We start from the raw sequence: 20,379 nt of genomic DNA, 5'->3' as shown, positions 1-20,379 counted from the left end.
TCGGGGAGCGCCTGTCAGTAGTCGGGCTGCCAGTCGACGGTGATGCGCTTCTCGGCCAGATCCACCTTGTCCACAAAGGCCGAGACAAACGGGATCATGCGCTCCTGCGCCTTGCCATCCTGCTCGTAAGCCAGTACCAGCACGGTCTGGGGGCCGGTGGACATCAGCTCGCGCACCTGGCCCAGCGCCACGCCTTCGCGGTTGAATACCGACAGGCCGATCAGATCGACCCAGTAGTACTCGTCATCCGAAGTGGATGGAAAACTGGAACGCGGCACAAAAATCCGTGCGCCCCGCAACGCCTCTGCGCCGTTGCGGTCGTCAATGCCCTGCGCCCAGGCCACCACGGAGTCCGAATGGTCCTTGGCCTGGCGGATGGGCAGCAGCACGGTACCGTTGAAGGTCTTGGCCCCGCGCTGGGACGGCTGCAGGTACCAGCGTTTGGACGAAAAAAGTGCCTCGGGATTGCTGCTGTGCGGCAGCACCTTGAACCAGCCCTTCACGCCCCAGGCATCTGCAATGCGCCCTACTTCAACGGCGTCAGCAGGCAGTTCTGCGGGTTCGAGGGTCAGTGGTGTGGTGGCCATGGCAGTGAATCCAGAATGAGAAAAGGGCGGGTTCCGCCAGACCAGCCGACGGAACCCGCCCTTTTCGGGGAGCTTTAAGCAGCCTTCTTGGCGGCTTGCTTGATCAGGCGGTCCACCGTGGGGGAGGACTGGGCGCCCACGCCCACCCAGTAAGCCAGACGGTCTTGCACGATGCGCAGGCCTTCTTCGGATTCCTTGGCGGTGGGGTTGTAGAAGCCGATGCGCTCGATGAAGCGGCCATCACGGCGCACGCGCTTGTCAGCAACGACGATGTTGAAGAAAGGACGGCCCTTGGAGCCGCCGCGGGAGAGTCGAATGACGACCATGATTTATCCTTCGGGTGGTGAACTCCGGCAACATTTGCCGTAAGCCACAGTGTTCGCAACCATATTCGCAACGCTTGAGACACGCGACATGGCCACCCGGCCAGCGACACGCTGCAAAGCCCGCGATTATATCTATTTGTTCCAATGTCCACCATCCGCCCCAGCACCGACAGCGATATCCCCGCCATTACCGCCATTTACCAACACCATGTGCTCCACGGCACGGGCACGTTCGAGATCGACCCACCTTCCGAAGCCGACATGGCAGGCCGCCGCGCTGACGTACTGGCGCGCGGCCTGCCCTGGCTGGTGGCCGAGCAGGATGGACAGGTGCTGGGCTTTGCCTATGCCAACTGGTTCAAGCCCCGTCCGGCCTACCGTTTCTCGGCCGAGGACTCGATCTACGTGGCGGACAGCGCCCGTGGCATGGGCCTGGGCCGCAAGCTGCTGGCCGAGCTGGCCGTGCAGGCCGAGGCCGTGGGCGTGCGCAAGCTGCTGGCGGTGATTGGCGACTCGGCCAACGCAGGCTCCATCGGCGTGCACCGGGCAATGGGTTTCACCGACGTGGGCATCATGCGCTCGGTGGGCTGGAAGTTTGGCGCCTGGCGCGACATCGTGCTCATGGAAAAGACCCTGGGCGCAGGCGACACCACCTCCCCCGAATAACGCGACGCCCCCATGAAAAACAAAACTGTGGCAGCCTGGCTCGCCTTTATGGGCGGGCCCCTGGGCCTGCACCGTTTCTACCTGCATGGCCTGTCTGACATGCTCGGCTGGCTGCTGCCCATTCCCACGGCGCTGGGCATCTATGGCATCCAGCGGGTGCAACAACTCGGCCAGGATGACCATTACAGCTGGGTGCTGATTCCGTTGCTGGGCTTCACGATTGCCGCCTGTGCGCTGCGTGCCATCCTGTATGCGCTGATGACGCCCGAGGCCTGGAATGCGCGCTACAACCCCAGTGCCGCGCCCGATGCCGCACCGGGCAGGACGCAATGGATCACCGTGGGCGCCATCGTGGTGTCGCTGCTGATTGGCACCACGGTGCTGATGGCCAGCCTGGCGTTCAGCTTCCAGCGGTACTTTGAATACCAGATCGAGGAAGCGCGCAAGATCTCTCAGTGATCTACCGACAGGCACCCAAACAAAAAGCCCCATTGAATTCGCATTCAATGGGGCTTTTGCGTTAGTGCTGTTTGCCCTGAAAGCTATCCATTTAATAGCAATCGGAAGCATCTGGGCATATCGCCCATCAGAACAGCTGCAGGCTGATCCAGTAGGCGACGGCGGCCACAAACGCACTGGCGGGAATGGTCAATATCCACGCCCAGATGATGTTGCCCGCCACGCCCCAACGCACGGCGCTGGCACGCTGGGTGGAGCCCACACCGACGATGGCGCCCGTGATGGTGTGCGTGGTGGAGACCGGAATGCCGAGCGTGGTGGCCAGGAACAAGGTCAGCGCCCCGCCCGTTTCGGCACAGAAGCCGCCCACCGGCTTGAGCTTGGTAATCTTCTGGCCCATGGTCTTCACAATGCGCCAGCCGCCAAACATGGTCCCGAGGCCAATGGCCACGTAGCAGCTGATGATGGCCCAGGTCGGGGGCGAGGCATCAGACGCCGACGAGTACCCCGTGGCAATCAGCAGCAGCCAGATGATGCCGATGGTCTTTTGCGCATCATTGCCGCCGTGCCCCAAGCTGTAGGCGCCGGCAGACACCAGCTGCAGCCGGCGGAACCATTTGTCCACCTTGCTCGGGCGCGTGCGCCGGAAGATCCAGGCCACCGCCACCATCATGAGCGAACCCAGCGCAAAACCCAGCAGTGGGGACACAAAGATGAACGCCACGGTCTTGAGGATGCCTGCCGAGATCAGCGCCCCCGCACCGGCCTTGGCAATCACCGCACCCACGATGCCACCGATGAGGGCGTGCGAGGAGCTGCTGGGAATGCCGTAATACCAAGTGATCACGTTCCAGGTGATCGCGCCCACCAGGGCGCCAAACACCACGTGCGTGTCCACAATGCCGGGCTGCACGATGCCCTTGCCCACCGTCGCCGCCACGCTGAGGTGGAAGACGAAGATCGCCACAAAGTTGAAGAAGGCGGCAAACAGCACCGCCTGCGCCGGCTTGAGCACGCCGGTGGAGACCACCGTGGCGATCGAATTGGCCGCGTCGTGAAACCCGTTCATGAAGTCGAACAGGATCGCCAGGGCCACAAGCAGAACCACAACCCAGAGGGCCGTCTGTACGGTTTCCATACTGGTCAGCCTGCGGGGTTCAGGAATTTTCGAGGACGATGCCCTCGATGCAGTTGGCCACGTCCTCGCACTTGTCGGTGATGGTCTCCAGCAGCTCGTAGATGGCCTTGAGCTTGATCACCTCGCGCACATCGGGCTCTTCGCGGAACAGCTTGCTCATGGCGCTGCGCATCACACGGTCGGCGTCGGATTCGAGCTTGTCGATCTCCTCGCAGGTCTTGAGCGCGGCCTCGGCCACGGCCGGGTCAGCGATCTTCTCCAGCAGCTTGACGGCATCGCGCAGGCGCTCGCAGCACTTGAGGCTCAGGTCCGTGAGGCGGGTGATTTCTTCCGTCATGTGGCGCACGTCGTACAGCGCCATGGTCTCGGCCGAGTCCTGGATCAGGTCGGCCACGTCGTCCATGGTGTTGATCAGGGTGTGGATCTGCTCACGGTCGATGGGGGTGATGAAGGTCTTGTGGATGGCCTTGTTCACCTCGTGCGTCACGCGGTCGGCAGCACGCTCGGCGTTGTCCACATCCTGGTTGTATTTGTCGCGCAGGTGCGGGTCACTGTAGTTGGCCACCAGTTGCGAGAAGGCCCGGGCCGCCTCGACGATGCGGTCCGCATGCTGGTTGAACATTTCGAAAAAATTGCCTTCGCGTGGCAACAGCTTGGCAAACAGCATGGAGACTCCTGGATCGGGAACGAATGGTGAGAAAAGGCTGCGCCATGACAAAACCATGACGCTTTCGTGACCCGGCGAGTTTAACCGTGCGCCCTGCAGGGGGTTGATGCCGCTGCCTCATGCGGTCATGCCGCCCTGCGCACAGGGTCACGGGCGGCGGGGCGACACCCGTCTCGGCCTTCCCCCGTCAGGCACCCCGGAAGATGAAATACACAGCACCCACCAGACACAGCCCCGCCCAGAGGTAGTCCCATTTCAGGGGTTGACCCATGTAGAACACGGCGAACGGCACAAACACGCCCAGCGTGATGACCTCCTGCATGATCTTGAGCTGCCCCACGTTGAACTGGGTGAAGCCGATGCGGTTGGCTGGCACCTGCAACAGGTACTCAAACAGCGCGATGCCCCAGCTGACAAGGGCTGCAACGTACCACGGCGAGGAGGCCAGATTCTTGAGGTGCCCATACCAGGCAAAGGTCATGAAGATGTTGCTGGCGGTGAGCAGCAGCACCGTTTGCAGCGAGATGGGCAGGGACTGGAGCGCGTTCATGGTGAGGCGTCAGGGCTGAGAGAGTGAACGAATCGATCGATTATGAACAAAATCAGCCGATCGCGCCGGTGTTACATGCCTTGACAGCTATTCATTTAATAGCAACATTCTCTCCACTGCACCCGGCAGAAGACACAAAAAAGGCACTCCACTGGAGTGCCTTTCAGAGAGTGCGGCACCGACTGGGCGGTGCGTTTGCTGCAGCGGCTTATTCGCCCAGGTAGGCGGCGCGCACCTTGGGGTCGCTCAGCAGTTGCTGGCCGGGGCCGGTCATGGTGATCAGGCCCGACTCCATCACGTAGCCACGGTCGGCAATCGCCAGCGCGCGGCTGGCGTTCTGCTCCACCAGCACGATGGTCACGCCCAGGGCGTATACATCGCGCACCACCTCGAAGATCTTGTCCACCATGATGGGCGACAGGCCCATGGACGGCTCGTCCAGCAGCAGCACCTTGGGCTGGCTCATCAGCGCGCGGCCCATGGCCAGCATCTGCTGTTCGCCGCCGGACATGGTGCCGGCCAGCTGGTCCTTGCGCTCGCGCAGGCGCGGGAAGATGGTGAACATCTTCTCGATGTCGGCCAGGATGCCCGCTTTGTCTGAGCGTGTGTACGCGCCCATCTGCAGGTTTTCGGTGATGGTCATGCGCGCGAACACGCCGCGGCCTTCCGGCACCATGACCAGGCCCTTTTTCACCAGGTCCCAGGCGCCCTTGCCCTTGATGCTTTCGCCCAGGTACTCGATGTCGCCATCGTTCATCGCCAGCGTGCCGGTGATGGCCTTCATGGTGGTGGTCTTGCCGGCGCCGTTGGAGCCGATCAGCGAGACCAGCTCGCCTTCGCGCACTTCAAAGTCCACGCCCTTCACGGCCTGGATACCGCCGTAGGCGACCTTCAGGCCCTTGACCTGCAGCAGTACCTTGTTGGATTTTTCGGCCATTCTCAATGTCCTCCGGTGCCCAGATAGGCCTCAATCACTTTTTCGTTCTTCTGCACTTCGGCAGGGTTGCCCTCGGCAATCTGCTTGCCGTAGTCGAGCACCGTCACACGGTCGCACAGGCCCATCACCAGCTTCACGTCGTGCTCGATGAGCAGGATGGTGCGGTTGTCATTGCGGATGCGGTCGATCAGCTCGCGCAGCTGCACCTTCTCGGTGGCGTTCATGCCGGCGGCGGGCTCGTCCAGCGCGATCAGCTGCGGGTCGGTGGCCAGCGCACGGGCAATTTCCAGGCGACGCTGGTCGCCGTAGCTCAGGGTACGCGCCTTGTAGTCGGCAAACTTGCCGATGCCCACGTAGTCCAGCAGTTCCTGGGCACGCTTGGCAATCGCGGCTTCTTCTTCCTTGAAGCCCTTGGTGCGCAGCACCGCGCCCAGCAGGCCGGACTTGGTACGGATGTGGCGGCCCACCATCACGTTCTCGAGCGCCGTCATTTCGGCAAACAGGCGAATGTTCTGGAAGGTGCGGGCGATACCGGCCTTGGCCACTTCGTGCACGGCCGTGGGCTCGTAGGGCTTGCCGGCCAGCTCGAACGTCCCGGCGTCGGGGGTGTACAGGCCGGTGATCACGTTGAAGAACGTGGTCTTGCCCGCGCCGTTGGGGCCGATCAGGCCATACACCTGGCCACGCTGGATGGTGATGCCCACGTCGGACAGGGCCTGCAGGCCGCCGAAGCGCTTGGAGATACCGGCGACCTTCAGCACCACTTCATTGGATTTCTCTGTCATTGCTAACTTTCGGTGGTGTTCTTCTTCAGGTCTTCTGCGTCAGGCTCTTGCCGTGCTCAGGCGACGGCCACAGGCCGCGGGGGCGCATCAGCATGATGATGATCATCGCCAGGGCAATCAGCAGCTGGCGCAGGATGGCGGAGTCCAGGCGTCCGTCCGTCATGGCCTGCAGCGGGCCGGCCACGTAGCGCAGCACTTCGGGCAGGGCCGACAGCAGGACGGCACCCAGGATCACGCCAGGGATGTGGCCGATACCGCCCAGCACCACCATGGCGACGATCATGACCGACTCCATCAGGCTGAAGGACTCGGGCGACACGAAGCCCTGGAAGGCACCGAACATCGCACCCGACACGCCGCCGAACGAAGCGCCCATGCCGAAGGCCAGCAGCTTCATGTTGCGGGTGTTGATGCCCATGGCCTTGGCTGCGATTTCGTCTTCACGGATCGCCATCCAGGCGCGGCCGATGCGCGAGTCCTGCAGGCGGTAGCAGATCACGATGGAGACCACCACCAGCACCAGGAACAGGTAGTAGTACAGCGTGACGGAGTTGATGTCGAAGCCGAACAGTTCCAGGCGTTTACCCAGGTCCAGGCCGAAGATCTTGACCGAGTCGATCTGGCCCAGGCCCTTGGGGCCGTTGGTCAGGTTGACGGGGTGGTCCAGGTTGTTCAGGAAGATGCGGATGATTTCGCCGAAGCCCAGCGTCACGATGGCCAGGTAGTCACCGCGCAGCTTGAGCGTGGGCGCCCCCAGCATGGCGCCAAAGAACGCCGCTAACAACGCCGCTACCGGTATCACGATCCACAGCGAGGTGTGCAACCCGTTGGGGAACATGGCGGCAAACGCCGCAAAGTTGTCTGCCAAGTGTGGCGAAGCCATCAGGGCAAACAGGTAGGCACCCACGGCGTAGAACGCCACGTAGCCCAGGTCCAGCAGGCCGGCGTAGCCCACCACGATGTTCAGGCCCAGGGCCAGCAGCACGTACAGCAGGGCCAGGTCGGCAATACGCACCCAGGCGTTGCCGAAGGATTGCAGGATCAGCGGCAGCACCAGCAGCGCCACGGCGCCGATGATCCAGTTGGTTTTGGTGTTCTTCATGGTGTGAGGCTCCTCAGGCGCGATCGGCCACACGCTCACCCAGCAGGCCCGAGGGACGCAGCGTCAGGATGATGATGAGCACGATGAACGCAAAGATGTCGGTGTAGTGGCTGCCCAGCAAACCGCCCGTGAGCGTGCCGATGTAACCCGAGCCGATGGCTTCGATGAGGCCCAGCAGAATGCCGCCCACCACCGCGCCGGCCAGGTTGCCAATGCCGCCAAACACCGCCGCCGTGAAGGCCTTGAGGCCAGGCAGGAAGCCCATGGTGTGTTGTGCCGTGCCGTAGTTGGACGCGTACATCATGCCGGCGATGGCCGCCAGCACGGCGCCGATGATGAAGGTGGCCGAGATCACCATGTCGGGCTTCACGCCCATCAGGGATGCCACGCGGGGGTTCTCCGCCGTGGCGCGCATGGCGCGGCCCAGGTTGGTGTGGTTGACCAGATAGACCAGCGAAGCCAGGGCCACCGCCGTCACACCCAGGATCAGGATCTGCGTGGGGGTGATGAAGGCGCCGCCCACCTGGAACGGCGTGCTTGGCAGCAGCGTGGGATACGGCTTGTAGTTGGGCTTCCAGATGATCATCGCCAGCGTCTGCAGCAGGATCGACATGCCGATGGCAGTGATCAGGGGTGCGAGGCGCGGGCTGTTGCGCAGCGGCTTGTACGCAATCTTCTCGATGGTGTAGTTGAGGGTGGCAGCCACCACGCACGCGATGATGGTGGCCAGCAGCAGGATGGTCCAGCCCGGCGCGCCCGGCATGGCGGCCTGCATCATTCCAATACAGCTCCAGCTGGTGAGGGCGCCGATCATGAGCACCTCGCCGTGGGCGAAATTGATGAGTTGAATAATGCCGTACACCATCGTGTAGCCCAAGGCTATCAAGGCGTACATGCTGCCGAGTACCAGACCGTTAATGATCTGTTGCAGCAAAATGTCCATAAGAGAAGTCCTTCGTTTGTGACGTACCCACCGCTTTGGCACCGGAATCGGTACAGCCTTGTGGGCCCGACTGCCATCTAGCAAAAAACCCGCCAGGAATGCAGCTGTGCGGGTTTGTGGACGGGATTGTAGCGAGTAGTCACAACCGCCCCAATCCAAGCCGGGCGGGGTTTTCCCTCGGGTTTTGATCACATCAGCGCGCCACGCACTGCATAAGCATTTTTGATGCACGCAAGATAATTGATGTGCAAACTTATTACCTTGATCATGCCGAATCGGCATAACGCGGTTTTTAAGGACGCAGCTTCGGCTGAAAAGGCGCCGCCCCACTCCCGGGCGATCTAAAGGCCAGCCCCGCGATCAGACGCCGGTGTCTGGCGCCTGCACGTCCGGGTGGGCGGCGGCGACATTGCGCTCTCGCAAATCCCGCATCTTCTGGGCGATCTTGATCTCCAGCCCCCGCTCCACGGGCTGGTAGAAGCCGGGCTCGGCCATGCCCTCGGGCAGATAGTTTTCGCCTGCCGCAAAGCCGCCCTCTTCGTCGTGCGCGTAGCGGTAGCCCTTGCCGTAGTCGAGCTCTTTCATCAACTTGGTGGGCGCATTGCGCAGGTGCATGGGCACGGGGCGCGTGCCGTCCTGCTTGACCCAGGCGCGAGCGGCGTTGTAGGCCTTGTAGACGGCGTTGGACTTGGGGGCGACGGCCAAGTAGACCACGCATTCGGCCAGCGCCAGCTCGCCCTCGGGGCTGCCCAGGCGTTCGTATACCTCGCTCGCGTCCAGCGCCAGGCGCAGCGCGCGGGGGTCGGCCAGGCCAATGTCTTCGGCCGCCATGCGCACCAGCCGGCGTGCCATGTAGCGCGGGTCGGCGCCGCCGTCCAGCATGCGCACCAGCCAGTACAGCGCGGCATCGGGGTCGGAGCCGCGCACCGACTTGTGCAGCGCGCTGATGGTGTCGTAGAACTGCTCGCCGCCCTTGTCGTAGCGGCGCATGCGCTCGCCCAGCACCTTGAGCAGCCACGCGTCGGTGATCTCGGTGAGCTTCTCCTGCGCGGCCGCCATGGCCAGCGTCTCCAGCGTGTTGAGCAAGCGGCGCGCGTCGCCATCGGCGTAGGCCACCAGGCGGTCGATTGCTACGCTTTCAATAGCTGGCAGCGCTTGTTCTGCCTGCGCCAGGTCCACAATTCGCTTCAAATCCCCTTCGGACAAGGGCTGCAGCACATAGACTGCCGCGCGCGACAGCAACGCGGAGTTGACCTCAAACGAAGGGTTCTCGGTGGTGGCGCCGATGAAGGTAAACAGGCCCGATTCGACGTGCGGCAGGAAGGCGTCCTGTTGGCTTTTGTTGAAGCGGTGCACTTCATCGACAAACACGATGGTGCGCTGCTGCATGAGCCCGTCGCGCGCGGCCTGGGCCTGCTCCACCGCTTCGCGGATGTCCTTGACCCCGCCCAACACGGCGCTGATGCTGATGAACTGCGCATCAAACGCGTCGGCCATGAGCCGCGCAATGGTGGTCTTGCCCACGCCCGGCGGGCCCCACAGGATGCAACTGTGCGGACGGCCCGACTCAAACGCGAGCCGCAGCGGCATGCCCGGGCCCAGCACATGCTGCTGGCCGATCACCTCGCCCAGCGCGCGGGGCCGCAGGCGCTCGGCCAGGGGCTGGTGGCTGGATGGGTGCGCCGAAGAAGGGGCGGAGGCACTGCGTGCTGCCATGGTCGTGTCCTGTCTACAGTAGGCTGATTTTCAAGCCAGATAGGCCTCTAGCGCCTACAAATCATGCGCTGACAGCTACATTTTTAGGAGCAATCTATTGCTTCACCACATCAGCCCCAGCCGGAGGCTTGAACTGGAAGGTGCTGGCGGGCAAGGCTGCATTGGCCTGCATGCCGTTGAAGCGGATCAGCGAGCGCTGACCAAAGCTGTCCAGGATGTCGAGCGCCGCCAGTTGCTCGCCCGCAAAGCCCACGCGCACGCTCTTGAGCTGGCCGTCCTTGGTCTTGGGGCTGGCCAGCACCCACTGCAAACCATCGGCGTCGGGGGCGGCCTCCAGCGTGAAATCGGCCTTCAGCGCCGACAAATCCGGCGCGGACGCCAGCAGTGCAGCGGGCGTGCTGCCCAGCGCCTGCGACTGCGAGCGCTGCGTGACCTGATTCAGGTCCACGTCGTACAGCCACAACGTCTGGCCGTCGGCCACGATGGTCTGCTCGAAAGGCTTCTTGTAGACGAACTTGAAGCGCCCGGGACGCTGGAACTCGAAGCTGCCACTCGACGTCTTGGTGCGCGCGGCCTGGCCGTCCTTGGTCGGCGATGTCACGGTCTGCGTGAAGTCGGCCCTGCCCGTCTGCGTGCCCTTCATGAAGGATTCCAGGCTTTTCAGCCCGTCAGCGCTAGCCACGCTTGCCGCAGCAGCTATCAAAATTGCAGTAGCGATCTTTTTCAACACGAACTCCTGTAAGGGGGGACCGGCCTTGCGGTCCAGCCGGTCACTCGCTGCGGTTGGGCACCAGCACTTCACGCTGGCCGCTGGCCGTGAGGGCGCTGACCAGACCGGCTTTTTCCATGTCTTCCAGCAGCCGCGCCGAGCGGTTGTAGCCAATGCGCAGCTTGCGCTGCACGTACGAGATGCTCGCCTTGCGGTCCTTGAGCACCACTTCGACGGCCTGGTCGTACATGGGGTCCTTCTCGCCGCCTTCACCACCGCCGCCTTCCCCTGACAGATCGCCCTCGCCATCCACAGTTCCGCCTTCGAGCACGCCTTCTATGTAGTCCGGCTCCCCTTGTTCCTTGAGGTAACTGACGACACGGTGTACTTCTTCGTCCGACACGAAGGCACCGTGCACCCGGATCGGCAGGCCCGTGCCGCTGGCCATGTAGAGCATGTCGCCCATGCCCAGCAGGGCCTCGGCGCCCATCTGGTCGAGGATGGTGCGGCTGTCGATCTTGGAGCCCACCGAGAACGCAATGCGGGTGGGAATGTTGGCCTTGATCAGGCCGGTGATCACGTCCACGCTGGGGCGCTGGGTGGCCAGGATCAGGTGAATGCCGGCCGCCCGCGCCTTCTGCGCCAGGCGCGCGATCAGCTCCTCGATCTTCTTGCCCACCACCATCATCAGGTCGGCCAGCTCGTCGATGATGACCACAATGTGTGGCAGGCGCTGCAGCGGCTCGGGCTCTTCGGGCGTCAGGCTGAAGGGGTTGTAGATGAACTCTTCGCGCGCCTTGGCCTCGTCGATCTTGGTGTTGTAGCCCGCCAGATTGCGCACGCCCAGCTTGGACATGAGCTTGTAGCGGCGCTCCATCTCGGCCACACACCAGTTCAGGCCGTGCGCCGCCTGCTTCATGTCAGTGACCACGGGCGCCAGCAGGTGCGGAATGCCTTCGTAGACCGACATTTCCAGCATCTTGGGGTCGATCATCAAAAGGCGCACATCGCGTGCCTCGGCCTTGTAGAGCAGCGAGAGGATCATGGCGTTGATCCCCACCGACTTGCCCGAGCCCGTGGTACCAGCCACCAGCACGTGCGGCATCTTGGCCAGATCAGCCACCACCGGGTTGCCCACGATGTCCTTGCCCAGGCCCATGGTGAGCATGCTCTTGGCCTCGTGGTAGACCTGCGAACCCAGGATCTCAGACAGGCGGATGGACTGGCGCTTGGCGTTGGGCAGCTCCAGCGCCATGTAGTTCTTGCCCGGAATGGTCTCGATCACACGGATAGACACCAGGCTGAGCGAGCGAGCCAGGTCCTTGGCCAGGCCCACGATCTGCGAGCCCTTGACGCCTGTGGCGGGCTCGATCTCGTAGCGGGTGATCACCGGGCCGGGCATGGCGGCCACCACGCGCACCTCCACGCCAAAGTCCTTGAGCTTTTTCTCGATGAGGCGGCTGGTCATCTCCAGCGTCTCGGGCGCCACGGTCTCCTGGCGCTGCTGTGGGCTGTCGAGCAAATCCACCAACGGGAGCTTGCTGTCCGGCATGTCAGTGAAGAGGGGCTTCTGGCGCTCCTTCACCACGCGGGTGCTTTGCGGCACATCGACCAGCACCGGCTCAATGATCTGCACGGGTTCGGGGTGGTGCACTTCGCTTTCGGTGCGCTCTTCGAGCACCACCACCTCGCGCTCGCGGGCGGCCTTGCGGCCCACGGCGACGTCCTTGGCCACCTCGCGTTTGGCCAGGCGAGACTGCACCAGCGCATCAATGCGCCCGCCCAGAAACTCCGCCACATGGCCCCACGAGAAGCGGAACACCAGCGCTGCGCCCGCCACCGCCAGCACGATGGCCAGCAACCCAGAGCCTGTGAAACCCAGCCACTTCACACTGGCTGGCCCCACCACATAACCCAGCACGCCCCCAGCGTGACCAGGCAGGAAGGTTTCAAACCGGTACAGCCGCGACCACTCCAGCGCCGTGCTGGAGCACATCAGCACCACCAGTCCACCCCAGAACGTGGCCCGGCGCACCAGGGGGCTGGCAGCACCGGCCACCACTTCGCCCCCACGCATCCAGCGTGCCAGCGACGACAGCCAGGCGCGCACACCAGCCGCCACGCACCACCACACCGAAAAGCCCAGCGCAAAGTAGCTGCCATCGGCCAGCCAGGCACCAAAACGCCCCGCCCAGTTGGCGACAGAGCGCACGTCGCGGGCGCCGGAGGTGGACCAGGCCGCGTCCTGCGCCGAATAGCTGACCAGCGCCAGCAGCCAGAAAACCAGGGCCAGCAAGCCCACCACCAGGGCGATTTCGTGGCCAAAACGGGCAGCGCCCGTGCGGGGCGGCGACTTGGCTGCCGCCGATGCATTCAGGGTATTGAGGGAATAGGTCATAAACGTGCGGGGTGAGCTTACCGCATGCATTGCGCCGGGCGCGGCACCCGGCACTGAGGGTCTGCCACCCCACTTTCAGCCCAAGGCGTTCAGCCGGTCCTTGAGCAAGGTGGCCCCATTGGGCAACGCTTCAATGAAGCCGCGCTCCTCCAGGTCTTTCATCACCCGGCTCACCATCTCGCGGGACGCGCCCACCATCTTGGCCAGGTCCTGGCGCGAGATTTTTTCCTTGATGAGCAGTTGCCCTTGTACATCGGCGACCGCAAAGTCCAGCAAGGCGTGGGCGACCCGGCCGTACACATCCAGTAACGCGAGTGACTCAATCTTGCGATCGGCATGGCGCAAGCGCTTGACCAGCCCGCGCATCACCACCAGCGACATGGAGGCGTTTTCCGTCAGGCAGCGCGCAAACTCTGCACGCCCCAGCATCAGCACGTCGGTCTGCACCTCGGCACGCACGGTGGCCGAATGGGGTTCGTTGTCGATGATGCTCATCTCGCCCAGGTAGTCGCCCTGAGCCAGCGTGGCCAGAATCACCTCGCGCCCCCGGCTGTCCGAGGTCATGACCCGGGCGCGGCCAGTGAGCAGGATAAACAAGGCATTGGACTTTTGCCCCTGTTCCACCAGCGCTTCGCCCCGCTTGAAGCGGCGCTTGATCACCGCGCCGCTGATCACCTCCGCCTGCGCCACCGTCAGCAGCGAAAACAAGGGCACCCGGCGCAGCAGGTCGAGGTTGGACAACATCGTGGACATGCAAACATCTCCTTTCAGGGGTGCGACCCAACCGGAGCCGCAACGGGTTATCAATGGGTTCTTACAATCGCGGTGATTGAAAACGGGGCCACTCGTGCGAGCGGACGCCGGTTGATACTCGGCGGCTCGACCCCCAGCTTTCCCAACAGCGCCCCATGTAGCGGGCGCAAAACACAGGCTTTTACCATGTCCACCACCCAACACGCGAAAGTTCTGATCCTGGGCTCTGGCCCTGCGGGCTACACCGCAGCGGTTTATGCAGCGCGCGCCAACCTGAACCCGGTGCTGATCACCGGCATGGCCCAAGGCGGCCAGCTGATGACCACGACCGAGGTGGACAACTGGCCCGCCGATGTGCACGGCGTGCAGGGCCCGGACCTGATGCAGCGCTTTTTGGAGCACGCGGAGCGCTTCAAGACCCAGATCATCTTCGACCACATCAACAAGGTCGATTTCAGCAAGCGCCCCTTCACCCTGACGGGCGACAGCGGCACCTACACCTGTGACGCACTGATCCTGGCCACCGGCGCATCGGCCAAATACCTGGGCCTGCCGTCGGAAGAAGCTTTCATGGGCAAGGGCGTGTCCGGCTGCGCCACCTGCGACGGTTTCTTCTACCGCGACCAGGACGTTTGCGTGGTGGGTGGCGGCAATACCGCCGTGGAGGAAGCGCTGTACCTGTCTAACATCGCCCGCAAGGTCACCCTGGTGCACCGCCGCGACAAGTTCAAGGCCGAGCCCATCCTGGTGGACAAGCTCCATGAGAAGGTCGCAGCGGGCAAGATCGAGCTCAAACTGTTCCACACCCTGGACGAGGTGCTGGGCGACAACACGGGCGTGACAGGCATCCGCATCAAGAGCACCCAGGACGGCAGCACGCAAGACATCAAGCTGCAGGGCTGCTTCATCGCCATCGGCCATGCGCCCAACACCGAAATCTTCCAGGGCCAGCTGGAGATGGAAAACGGCTACATCATCACCCAGGGCGGACTCAAGGGTTTTGCCACGCAGACCAGCGTGCCCGGCGTGTTCGCCGCGGGCGACGTGCAGGACCACGTTTACCGCCAGGCCATCACCAGCGCCGGGACCGGCTGCATGGCCGCGCTGGACGCGCAGCGCTTCCTTGAACAAGAAGCTTGATCACGAGCAAGCCCCCCACGCTCCGCAGCTGCGCGGGTCGCTGCCCCCCAAGGGGGCTTTTTTGTCTTGGGGCGGCCCGTCGACAAAAATCGAGCTGCAGGCTATAATCTGTGGCTTTGCTGAATTCGGCCCGTTTTTTGCGGTCATCCGAAACCGGCGAATCGGGTTACCGCCACCCTTTCTGGCGAGGTGAGGCCGCAAGCAAACTTGAGCAAATCAAACGCCCAGGGCTCAGCGAACGGCCGTTAATACAGTATCGGAGTGTCCTCATGGCACGCGTCTGCGACGTAACGGGCAAGAAGCCCATGACTGGGAACAACGTTTCCCACGCCAACAACAAAACCAAGCGCCGGTTCCTGCCGAACCTGCAATACCGCCGTTTCTGGGTTGAGAGCGAAAACCGTTGGGTGCGCCTGCGTGTTTCGAGCGCTGCCCTGCGTTTGATCGACAAGAACGGTATCGACTCGGTGCTCGCAGACCTGCGTGCCCGTGGCCAGGCTTAAGGAGTAGCACCATGGCAAGCAAAGGCGGACGCGACAAGATCAAGCTGGAATCCACTGCGGGTACCGGCCACTTCTACACCACCACCAAGAACAAGAAGACCATGCCCGAGAAGATGGCGATCATGAAGTTTGATCCCAAGGCTCGCAAGCACGTGGAATACAAGGAAATGAAGCTGAAGTAATTCAGCCTCTTTCTGGTCTTCCCAAAAGCCGCCCGGCGTCCAGCCCGGCGGCTTTTTTCATGGGCATGCAGGTCTTTGCGTACAGCCTGGCGGCATCCCCGCCGCGCTCCTTCCTTCTCCGCTGAAGCCAACAAAAAACCGCTGCAGGCACAAGTCCTTACAGCGGTTTGTTGGGAGGTGCGCCTGAGGTGCCCGGACCTGTAGCCAGCCCCTCAACGTCCTGAGAACATCTGGTCAGGCACGCGCAGCGCGCAGTCGGATGGAGAACTCTCGCAGAGCCGCCACACCGCTTTCTTCCGCACGGCGGCACCAGGCTTGCAGGTCAGCAGTCAGCTGCTCGCGGGACTGGGAGGTGTTCAACCACAGCTGACGCAGCTCTTCACGCATGGTCACCATCTTGTCGAGCGTCGGTGATGCCGCACGGGCCTGCGCCAACTGCGACAAGGCGCCCGCTGGCACCTTCTCGGCATCGCGGTGCAGCCAGCGCTTGGCCGCCTTGAGCACCGACACATCGGCCTGACGCGCCTGCAGCGCGGCAATCTCGTCCCTGCAAGCCTGCCGCACGCCGCGTGCATAGCCAGCCATCACTTCGTAGCGGTTGGCGATCAAGGCTTCCAAAGTCTTTTCGTCGGCCACGGGCTTCACATCGCCCAATTGCAGCTTGGGCGGCACCTTCTTCACCGTAGCCCAGCCGATTTTCTTCATGAGGCTGATGTACACCCAGCCAATGTCGAACTCATAGGGCTTGACCGAGAACTTGGCCGATGTGGGGTACGTGTGGTGGTTGTTGTGCAGCTCTTCGCCACCGATGATGATGCCCCAGGGGGACAAATTGGTGCTGGCGTCCTGCGCCTCAAAGTTGCGGTAGCCCCAGTAGTGACCCACGCCATTGACCACACCGGCGGCCCAGAACGGAATCCAGAGCATCTGCACCGCCCACACTGCCGCGCCCAGGGCGCCGAACAGGGCTAGGTCCAGAATGAGCATTAGGCCCACGCCTTGCCAGCCGTAGCGGGTGTAAACATTGCGCTCCATCCAGTCATCGGGCGTGCCGTGACCGAACTTCTTGATCGTTTCCATGTTCTTGGACTCGGCGCGGTACAGCTCGGCGCCGCGCCACATCACGGTGTCCAGCCCACGGGTCTGGGGGCTGTGCGGGTCGTCCACGGTTTCGCATTTGGCGTGATGCTTGCGGTGGATGGCCACCCATTCCTTGGTGACCATGCCGGTCCCAATCCACAGCCAGAAGCGGAAGAAATGCGAAGGAATGGCATGCAGGTCCAGCGCGCGGTGGGCCTGGGCGCGGTGCAGAAAGATCGTGACCGCTGCGATGGTGATGTGGGTCGTGGCGAGGGTGTACAACACGATCTGCCACCAGGCCAGGTTCCACAACCCATTTCCAAGCCAGTCAATGGCGGCGTTCAGTACAGCCCAGTCGGGTAACAGCATATTCACAAAAACCTTACTACAGAGAACCTGCTCACCAACGAAGCAGCTATTTCATTTTAGAGGGCCTGCCTCTGAAAGGATCAGGGAAATCCAGCGTGTTTACGCTGGTTTAGAGCCCTACACCCAGCATTTCAGTCCTTCTTGGCCCAGATGGCCGCAAAGAATCCGTCAGTCTGGTGCAGATGGGGCCACAGGCGCAAATAACTACTGCCCGATGCACCGCCACTGCACAAACCCTTGGCGCCTTCGACCTTGAGTTGCTCCAGCAGCTCGCTGGCGTCCAACAACTGGAAGTCCGGATGGGCGGCACTGAACGCCTCGGCAATGGCCTCGTTTTCTTGCGGCAGGATGCTGCAAGTGGCGTACACCAAGCGGCCGCCCGGCTTGAGCAGGCGGGCCGCGCTGTCCAGGATGGACGTCTGCTTGGCCACCAGTTCCTCGACGGCCTTGGGCGACTGGCGCCATTTGAGGTCCGGATTTCGCCGCAAGGTGCCCAGACCCGAACAGGGCGCGTCCACCAACACGCGGTCGATCTTGCCAGCCAGACGCTTGACGCGGTCATCACGCTCATGGGCGATGGCGGCGGGGTGCACGTTCGACAGGCCGCTGCGGGCGAGGCGGGGTTTCAGCGCATCCAGCCGGTGGCCCGACACATCAAAAGCGTACAAACGCCCGGTATTGCGCATGCTGGCGCCAATGGCCAGGGTTTTGCCCCCGGCCCCGGCACAAAAATCCACCACCATCTCGCCGCGCTTGGCATCCAGCAGCAGTGCCAGCAGTTGGGAACCCTCGTCCTGCACCTCGATAGCGCCGCGTGTGAAGGCGTCCAGCTTGGTCAGCGCAGGCTTGTCGTCAATGCGCAGGCCCCAGGGTGAATACGGCGTGGGATGCGCCTTGATGCCCGCCTTGGCCAGCTCCTTTTGCACGTCGGCGCGCTTGTCCTTGAGTGCATTGACACGCAGATCCAGCGGTGCGCTCTGCGCCAGGCTTTCCACCAGCGGCCAGAAACCGTCGCCCAATTGGTCCTTGAGGGGTTTGACCAGCCATTCAGGCAGGTTGTGGCGATGGCGCTCCATCAAGTCGTCCACCGTGACCGCATCGCACTGGTCGAGCCATTTTTTTTCCTGCTCGGTCAGGGCACTCTTGAGAAAATCACGCGGACCATGAAACCCCAGGATGGCCAGACGGCGCTCCTTGGGCCCCGAGCCCGAGGGGGCCATGTGGTCGAACAGCAGCTTTTTACGCAGCACGGTGTAGACCGTTTCCGCCAGCGTGGCGCGCTCGCGCGGCCCCAGGCCCCGGTTGTCGCGGAAGAATCGTGACACCACCGCGTCGGCGGGGTGTTCAAACGTGAGGGTGAGCCTGACCAGTTCGGCGCAGGCGTCGAGAAGAACTTTGGGATGCATTCTGCGATTGTCCCATTCCCCGCTACGCTACCGATGTCCCCTTACCCGCCCAGACCGACAGCCGCAAGTCAACGAACAAGCCGCTCCATGCACGGCAAGGTCGTCAGCGGCTGTAGATCGGCTCGAACGCCGAGCGCTCGATCTGCTGCAGGGTCGGCGACTCCCCCGCCCACAGCACCAGCGCGGGGCCCGGCAGGCTCAGGTTGCGCTCCAGCGCGCGGCACAGGTGGTAGCGGCTTTCATCGTCCATGCCTGGCAGCTCGACAAACACCAGGTAGGCCCTGCGCTGGGGGTATTCGCGCAGGTTCTTGCGCACCAGCCAGCAGCGCGCCAGCGGTGCGCAGCGGACCAGCTCAGACTGCAGCTCGGCCAGCTCGAACGAGCTGAGGTCATGCCGCACGATCTGGCTGAAGAACGAGGTGCCCGACAGCTCTTCCCAGGCCCGTTCTTCGGATTCTTGCGCGCGCTCCAGCCGCTTGCGCCACTGCTTGAAAGCGGCCGCATCGTGGTCCAGCCCCAGGCGTGGGGTCTCCAGCTCGGCCAATGCCGTGCGCGCGGCCCAGTAGCGGTCGCTGCTGCCCGTCTCCCACAGGCGGTGCAGCAGCTGCAGCTTGCCCTCCCGATCCTCCTCCGCCAGGCATGGCACCAGCCCGCGCAGCGCGGCAGGGTATTCGGGGCTGCGCTGCAGTGCCAGCTCGTACAGGGCGCGCACATCGGCATGTGGGTCCAGATGGCGCTTGAGGCGGGCCAGTTCCACAAGGTCCGCAGCGCTGCTCTGTGCCGTCGATGCACCCAGGGCCTCGGCGCGTGAGCGCACACGCCCCAGCCAGGCGTGGTGCTGCTTCCATTCGCTGGCGTTGTCGCGGCACCATTGCTTGTCGAAATGCGCCACCCAGCGTTTGGTGTCCGGGCCCAGCAGGGCCAGCGCGTTGCCGCGCGACCATTCCGGCAGGGTGGGCGTGGCGTCCAGTGCCTCGATGCGGTCGCGCAGGCTGGGGTGGGTGTCGTCCAGATTGCTCAGGCGCTTGAGCGCCTGGCGCAGGGCGTCATTGGCAAAGGCGGCATCGGGCGCCTTGGCCAGGGCGCGGCGCATGCTGCGGTACGGGCCTACTGGCAACGGGTTACCCGCCGCTGCACACCAGTGGTTGCCCCAGAACTCCGCCTGCAGCCACGCGCCCCGGATCTCGATCTCGGCCAAGGCCGCAGCGGTCACATCGCGGCCCAGCAGCTTGCCGGCGATGCGGTCGGCCTCGTATTCATCCTGGCGGGCCAGTGCAAAGGTCTTGGCCGAAAACCGTGGAAAGTACCAGCGCATGAACAGCTGCGTGGCGGCAGCCACCGGCCCCTCATCGTCGGCCAGGCTGTGATTCAGGCGCATCCACGACAGGCGGGTGCGGTAGATCCAGGCCGCAAAGCGACCGTGGTCGCCCCGCAGATGGCCGTACTCGTGCGCCAGCACCGCCAAGAAGCGCGGCCGGTCCAGCGCCATCAGCAGGGGCAGGCCAATGCTCAGGTGATTGACCGCCCCACCCAGCAGGCCGTAACGCGGCAACTGTTGGATGCTGGCATTGAACTCGTCGGTCAACGTGACCTTGTGAATGGGCGGGCCCTTGATCTTGCGGCGGATGCGCGCCAGGGCTTCAAACAGGTCAGGCGCGTCCAGCGCGGTAATTTCCACCCCCTCCGGCGCATCAAACCGCACCCACAGCGCACGCAGGCTGACCCACAGCAGACCTCCGGCCCCCAGCAAAGCCCAAACCATCGCCAGCCGAAAGCGCCCATGGAGCAACTGGGGCACCACCCACAACAAAATACCCACAGCGAGCGCCAGACACCCCAGCACCCAGGCATAACCCAACGCCGCAAACGCAGCCACACTGCGGCGGTACGCACGGCTGTTGTCGGCGCTGGCATGCTCGCTCATGCGCACCATGTGCACAAAATCTGCCTGGTCCACGGACTT

General features: G+C 63.4%; 21 protein-coding genes. 5 read left to right on the top strand and 16 right to left on the bottom strand.

The features are described 5' to 3' along the window. Positions 1–14: 14 nt before the first annotated feature. Positions 15–587 carry a ribosome maturation factor RimM gene (rimM, locus tag ACT531_RS08360; RefSeq protein WP_476017122.1) on the bottom strand — a complete coding sequence of 191 codons (573 nt, stop codon included), beginning with the start codon at positions 585–587 and terminating at the stop codon, positions 15–17. Between the two features lie 74 nt (positions 588–661). Beyond that, positions 662–913, bottom strand: coding sequence for a 30S ribosomal protein S16 (gene rpsP / locus ACT531_RS08355; protein WP_015013104.1), 252 nt, complete (start codon positions 911–913; stop codon positions 662–664). Between the two features lie 144 nt (positions 914–1,057). On the opposite strand from rpsP, the gene ACT531_RS08350 reads away from it, so the two are divergent. Together ACT531_RS08350 and ACT531_RS08345 are read left to right on the top strand one after the other, a co-directional pair. After that, a complete protein-coding gene (locus ACT531_RS08350) occupies positions 1,058–1,579 on the top strand; it encodes an N-acetyltransferase family protein (protein WP_476017121.1) in 522 nt (173 codons plus the stop codon). A gap of 12 nt (positions 1,580–1,591) precedes the next feature. Beyond that, positions 1,592–2,038, top strand: coding sequence for a TM2 domain-containing protein (locus ACT531_RS08345; protein WP_476017120.1), 447 nt, complete (start codon positions 1,592–1,594; stop codon positions 2,036–2,038). A gap of 127 nt (positions 2,039–2,165) precedes the next feature. Here the strand turns inward: ACT531_RS08345 and ACT531_RS08340 are convergent, their stop codons facing one another. From ACT531_RS08340 to ACT531_RS08290, 11 genes are all read right to left on the bottom strand, one after another. After that, on the bottom strand, positions 2,166–3,176 hold the full coding sequence (locus tag ACT531_RS08340; RefSeq protein ID WP_056747483.1) for an inorganic phosphate transporter: 1,011 nt from the start codon (positions 3,174–3,176) through the stop codon (positions 2,166–2,168). Between the two features lie 19 nt (positions 3,177–3,195). Further along, positions 3,196–3,843 (bottom strand): DUF47 domain-containing protein, encoded by a 648-nt coding sequence (locus tag ACT531_RS08335; RefSeq protein WP_015013100.1) that lies wholly within the window; start codon positions 3,841–3,843, stop codon positions 3,196–3,198. Positions 3,844–4,030: 187 nt separating this feature from the next. After that, on the bottom strand, positions 4,031–4,393 hold the full coding sequence (locus ACT531_RS08330; RefSeq protein WP_015013099.1) for a DMT family protein: 363 nt from the start codon (positions 4,391–4,393) through the stop codon (positions 4,031–4,033). 208 nt (positions 4,394–4,601) lie between these two features. Continuing rightward, positions 4,602–5,330 (bottom strand): ABC transporter ATP-binding protein, encoded by a 729-nt coding sequence (locus ACT531_RS08325; protein ID WP_209817261.1) that lies wholly within the window; start codon positions 5,328–5,330, stop codon positions 4,602–4,604. Positions 5,331–5,332: 2 nt separating this feature from the next. Beyond that, complete coding sequence (locus ACT531_RS08320; RefSeq protein ID WP_015013097.1) at positions 5,333–6,115, bottom strand: ABC transporter ATP-binding protein; 783 nt, start codon at positions 6,113–6,115, stop codon at positions 5,333–5,335. 25 nt (positions 6,116–6,140) lie between these two features. Continuing rightward, the gene (locus tag ACT531_RS08315; protein WP_015013096.1) at positions 6,141–7,217 is read right to left on the bottom strand and encodes an ABC transporter permease subunit; all 1,077 of its coding nucleotides are present in this window, start codon (positions 7,215–7,217) and stop codon (positions 6,141–6,143) included. A gap of 13 nt (positions 7,218–7,230) precedes the next feature. Further along, the gene (locus ACT531_RS08310) at positions 7,231–8,160 is read right to left on the bottom strand and encodes a branched-chain amino acid ABC transporter permease (RefSeq protein WP_015013095.1); all 930 of its coding nucleotides are present in this window, start codon (positions 8,158–8,160) and stop codon (positions 7,231–7,233) included. A 360-nt stretch (positions 8,161–8,520) separates the two neighbouring features. Next, on the bottom strand, positions 8,521–9,876 hold the full coding sequence (locus ACT531_RS08305) for a replication-associated recombination protein A (RefSeq protein ID WP_476017119.1): 1,356 nt from the start codon (positions 9,874–9,876) through the stop codon (positions 8,521–8,523). A gap of 94 nt (positions 9,877–9,970) precedes the next feature. Beyond that, positions 9,971–10,603 carry an outer membrane lipoprotein periplasmic chaperone LolA gene (lolA, locus tag ACT531_RS08300; RefSeq protein WP_476017118.1) on the bottom strand — a complete coding sequence of 211 codons (633 nt, stop codon included), beginning with the start codon at positions 10,601–10,603 and terminating at the stop codon, positions 9,971–9,973. Positions 10,604–10,646: 43 nt separating this feature from the next. Then, positions 10,647–12,983 (bottom strand): DNA translocase FtsK, encoded by a 2,337-nt coding sequence (locus ACT531_RS08295; RefSeq protein ID WP_060986905.1) that lies wholly within the window; start codon positions 12,981–12,983, stop codon positions 10,647–10,649. 75 nt (positions 12,984–13,058) lie between these two features. Further along, complete coding sequence (locus ACT531_RS08290) at positions 13,059–13,736, bottom strand: Crp/Fnr family transcriptional regulator (protein WP_476017117.1); 678 nt, start codon at positions 13,734–13,736, stop codon at positions 13,059–13,061. A gap of 186 nt (positions 13,737–13,922) precedes the next feature. On the opposite strand from ACT531_RS08290, the gene trxB reads away from it, so the two are divergent. From trxB to rpmG, 3 genes are all read left to right on the top strand, one after another. After that, the gene (trxB, locus tag ACT531_RS08285) at positions 13,923–14,876 is read left to right on the top strand and encodes a thioredoxin-disulfide reductase (protein ID WP_015013087.1); all 954 of its coding nucleotides are present in this window, start codon (positions 13,923–13,925) and stop codon (positions 14,874–14,876) included. 269 nt (positions 14,877–15,145) lie between these two features. Continuing rightward, entirely contained in the window at positions 15,146–15,379 is a 234-nt protein-coding gene (gene rpmB / locus ACT531_RS08280; protein ID WP_015013086.1) for a 50S ribosomal protein L28, read from the top strand. Positions 15,380–15,390: 11 nt separating this feature from the next. After that, complete coding sequence (rpmG, locus tag ACT531_RS08275; protein ID WP_005797189.1) at positions 15,391–15,561, top strand: 50S ribosomal protein L33; 171 nt, start codon at positions 15,391–15,393, stop codon at positions 15,559–15,561. 234 nt (positions 15,562–15,795) lie between these two features. On the opposite strand, the gene ACT531_RS08270 is transcribed toward rpmG, so the two are convergent. The 3 genes from ACT531_RS08270 to ACT531_RS08260 all read right to left on the bottom strand — a co-directional run bounded on the left by ACT531_RS08270 (position 15,796) and on the right by ACT531_RS08260 (position 20,373). Next, positions 15,796–17,010 (bottom strand): DesA family fatty acid desaturase, encoded by a 1,215-nt coding sequence (locus ACT531_RS08270; protein WP_476017116.1) that lies wholly within the window; start codon positions 17,008–17,010, stop codon positions 15,796–15,798. A 131-nt stretch (positions 17,011–17,141) separates the two neighbouring features. Then, positions 17,142–18,416 (bottom strand): RsmB/NOP family class I SAM-dependent RNA methyltransferase, encoded by a 1,275-nt coding sequence (locus ACT531_RS08265; RefSeq protein ID WP_476017115.1) that lies wholly within the window; start codon positions 18,414–18,416, stop codon positions 17,142–17,144. 103 nt (positions 18,417–18,519) lie between these two features. Next, the gene (locus tag ACT531_RS08260; protein ID WP_476017114.1) at positions 18,520–20,373 is read right to left on the bottom strand and encodes a M48 family metalloprotease; all 1,854 of its coding nucleotides are present in this window, start codon (positions 20,371–20,373) and stop codon (positions 18,520–18,522) included. Positions 20,374–20,379 lie beyond the last annotated feature (6 nt).

The sequence above is a fragment of the Acidovorax sp. DMC1 genome, assembly GCF_056314325.1.
Note: the sequence above shows the minus strand (reverse complement) of the source record. Positions and strands in the feature narration are given on the sequence as shown.

Coding starts and splice junctions, on each gene's coding strand:
- rimM (WP_476017122.1), bottom strand. CDS start 587: ATGGCCACCACACCACTGACCCTCGAACCCGCAGAACTGCCTGCTGAC.
- rpsP (WP_015013104.1), bottom strand. CDS start 913: ATGGTCGTCATTCGACTCTCCCGCGGCGGCTCCAAGGGCCGTCCTTTC.
- ACT531_RS08350 (WP_476017121.1), top strand. CDS start 1,058: ATGTCCACCATCCGCCCCAGCACCGACAGCGATATCCCCGCCATTACC.
- ACT531_RS08345 (WP_476017120.1), top strand. CDS start 1,592: ATGAAAAACAAAACTGTGGCAGCCTGGCTCGCCTTTATGGGCGGGCCC.
- ACT531_RS08340 (WP_056747483.1), bottom strand. CDS start 3,176: ATGGAAACCGTACAGACGGCCCTCTGGGTTGTGGTTCTGCTTGTGGCC.
- ACT531_RS08335 (WP_015013100.1), bottom strand. CDS start 3,843: ATGCTGTTTGCCAAGCTGTTGCCACGCGAAGGCAATTTTTTCGAAATG.
- ACT531_RS08330 (WP_015013099.1), bottom strand. CDS start 4,393: ATGAACGCGCTCCAGTCCCTGCCCATCTCGCTGCAAACGGTGCTGCTG.
- ACT531_RS08325 (WP_209817261.1), bottom strand. CDS start 5,330: ATGGCCGAAAAATCCAACAAGGTACTGCTGCAGGTCAAGGGCCTGAAG.
- ACT531_RS08320 (WP_015013097.1), bottom strand. CDS start 6,115: ATGACAGAGAAATCCAATGAAGTGGTGCTGAAGGTCGCCGGTATCTCC.
- ACT531_RS08315 (WP_015013096.1), bottom strand. CDS start 7,217: ATGAAGAACACCAAAACCAACTGGATCATCGGCGCCGTGGCGCTGCTG.
- ACT531_RS08310 (WP_015013095.1), bottom strand. CDS start 8,160: ATGGACATTTTGCTGCAACAGATCATTAACGGTCTGGTACTCGGCAGC.
- ACT531_RS08305 (WP_476017119.1), bottom strand. CDS start 9,876: ATGGCAGCACGCAGTGCCTCCGCCCCTTCTTCGGCGCACCCATCCAGC.
- ACT531_RS08295 (WP_060986905.1), bottom strand. CDS start 12,983: ATGACCTATTCCCTCAATACCCTGAATGCATCGGCGGCAGCCAAGTCG.
- ACT531_RS08290 (WP_476017117.1), bottom strand. CDS start 13,736: ATGTCCACGATGTTGTCCAACCTCGACCTGCTGCGCCGGGTGCCCTTG.
- trxB (WP_015013087.1), top strand. CDS start 13,923: ATGTCCACCACCCAACACGCGAAAGTTCTGATCCTGGGCTCTGGCCCT.
- rpmB (WP_015013086.1), top strand. CDS start 15,146: ATGGCACGCGTCTGCGACGTAACGGGCAAGAAGCCCATGACTGGGAAC.
- rpmG (WP_005797189.1), top strand. CDS start 15,391: ATGGCAAGCAAAGGCGGACGCGACAAGATCAAGCTGGAATCCACTGCG.
- ACT531_RS08270 (WP_476017116.1), bottom strand. CDS start 17,010: ATGCTGTTACCCGACTGGGCTGTACTGAACGCCGCCATTGACTGGCTT.
- ACT531_RS08265 (WP_476017115.1), bottom strand. CDS start 18,416: ATGCATCCCAAAGTTCTTCTCGACGCCTGCGCCGAACTGGTCAGGCTC.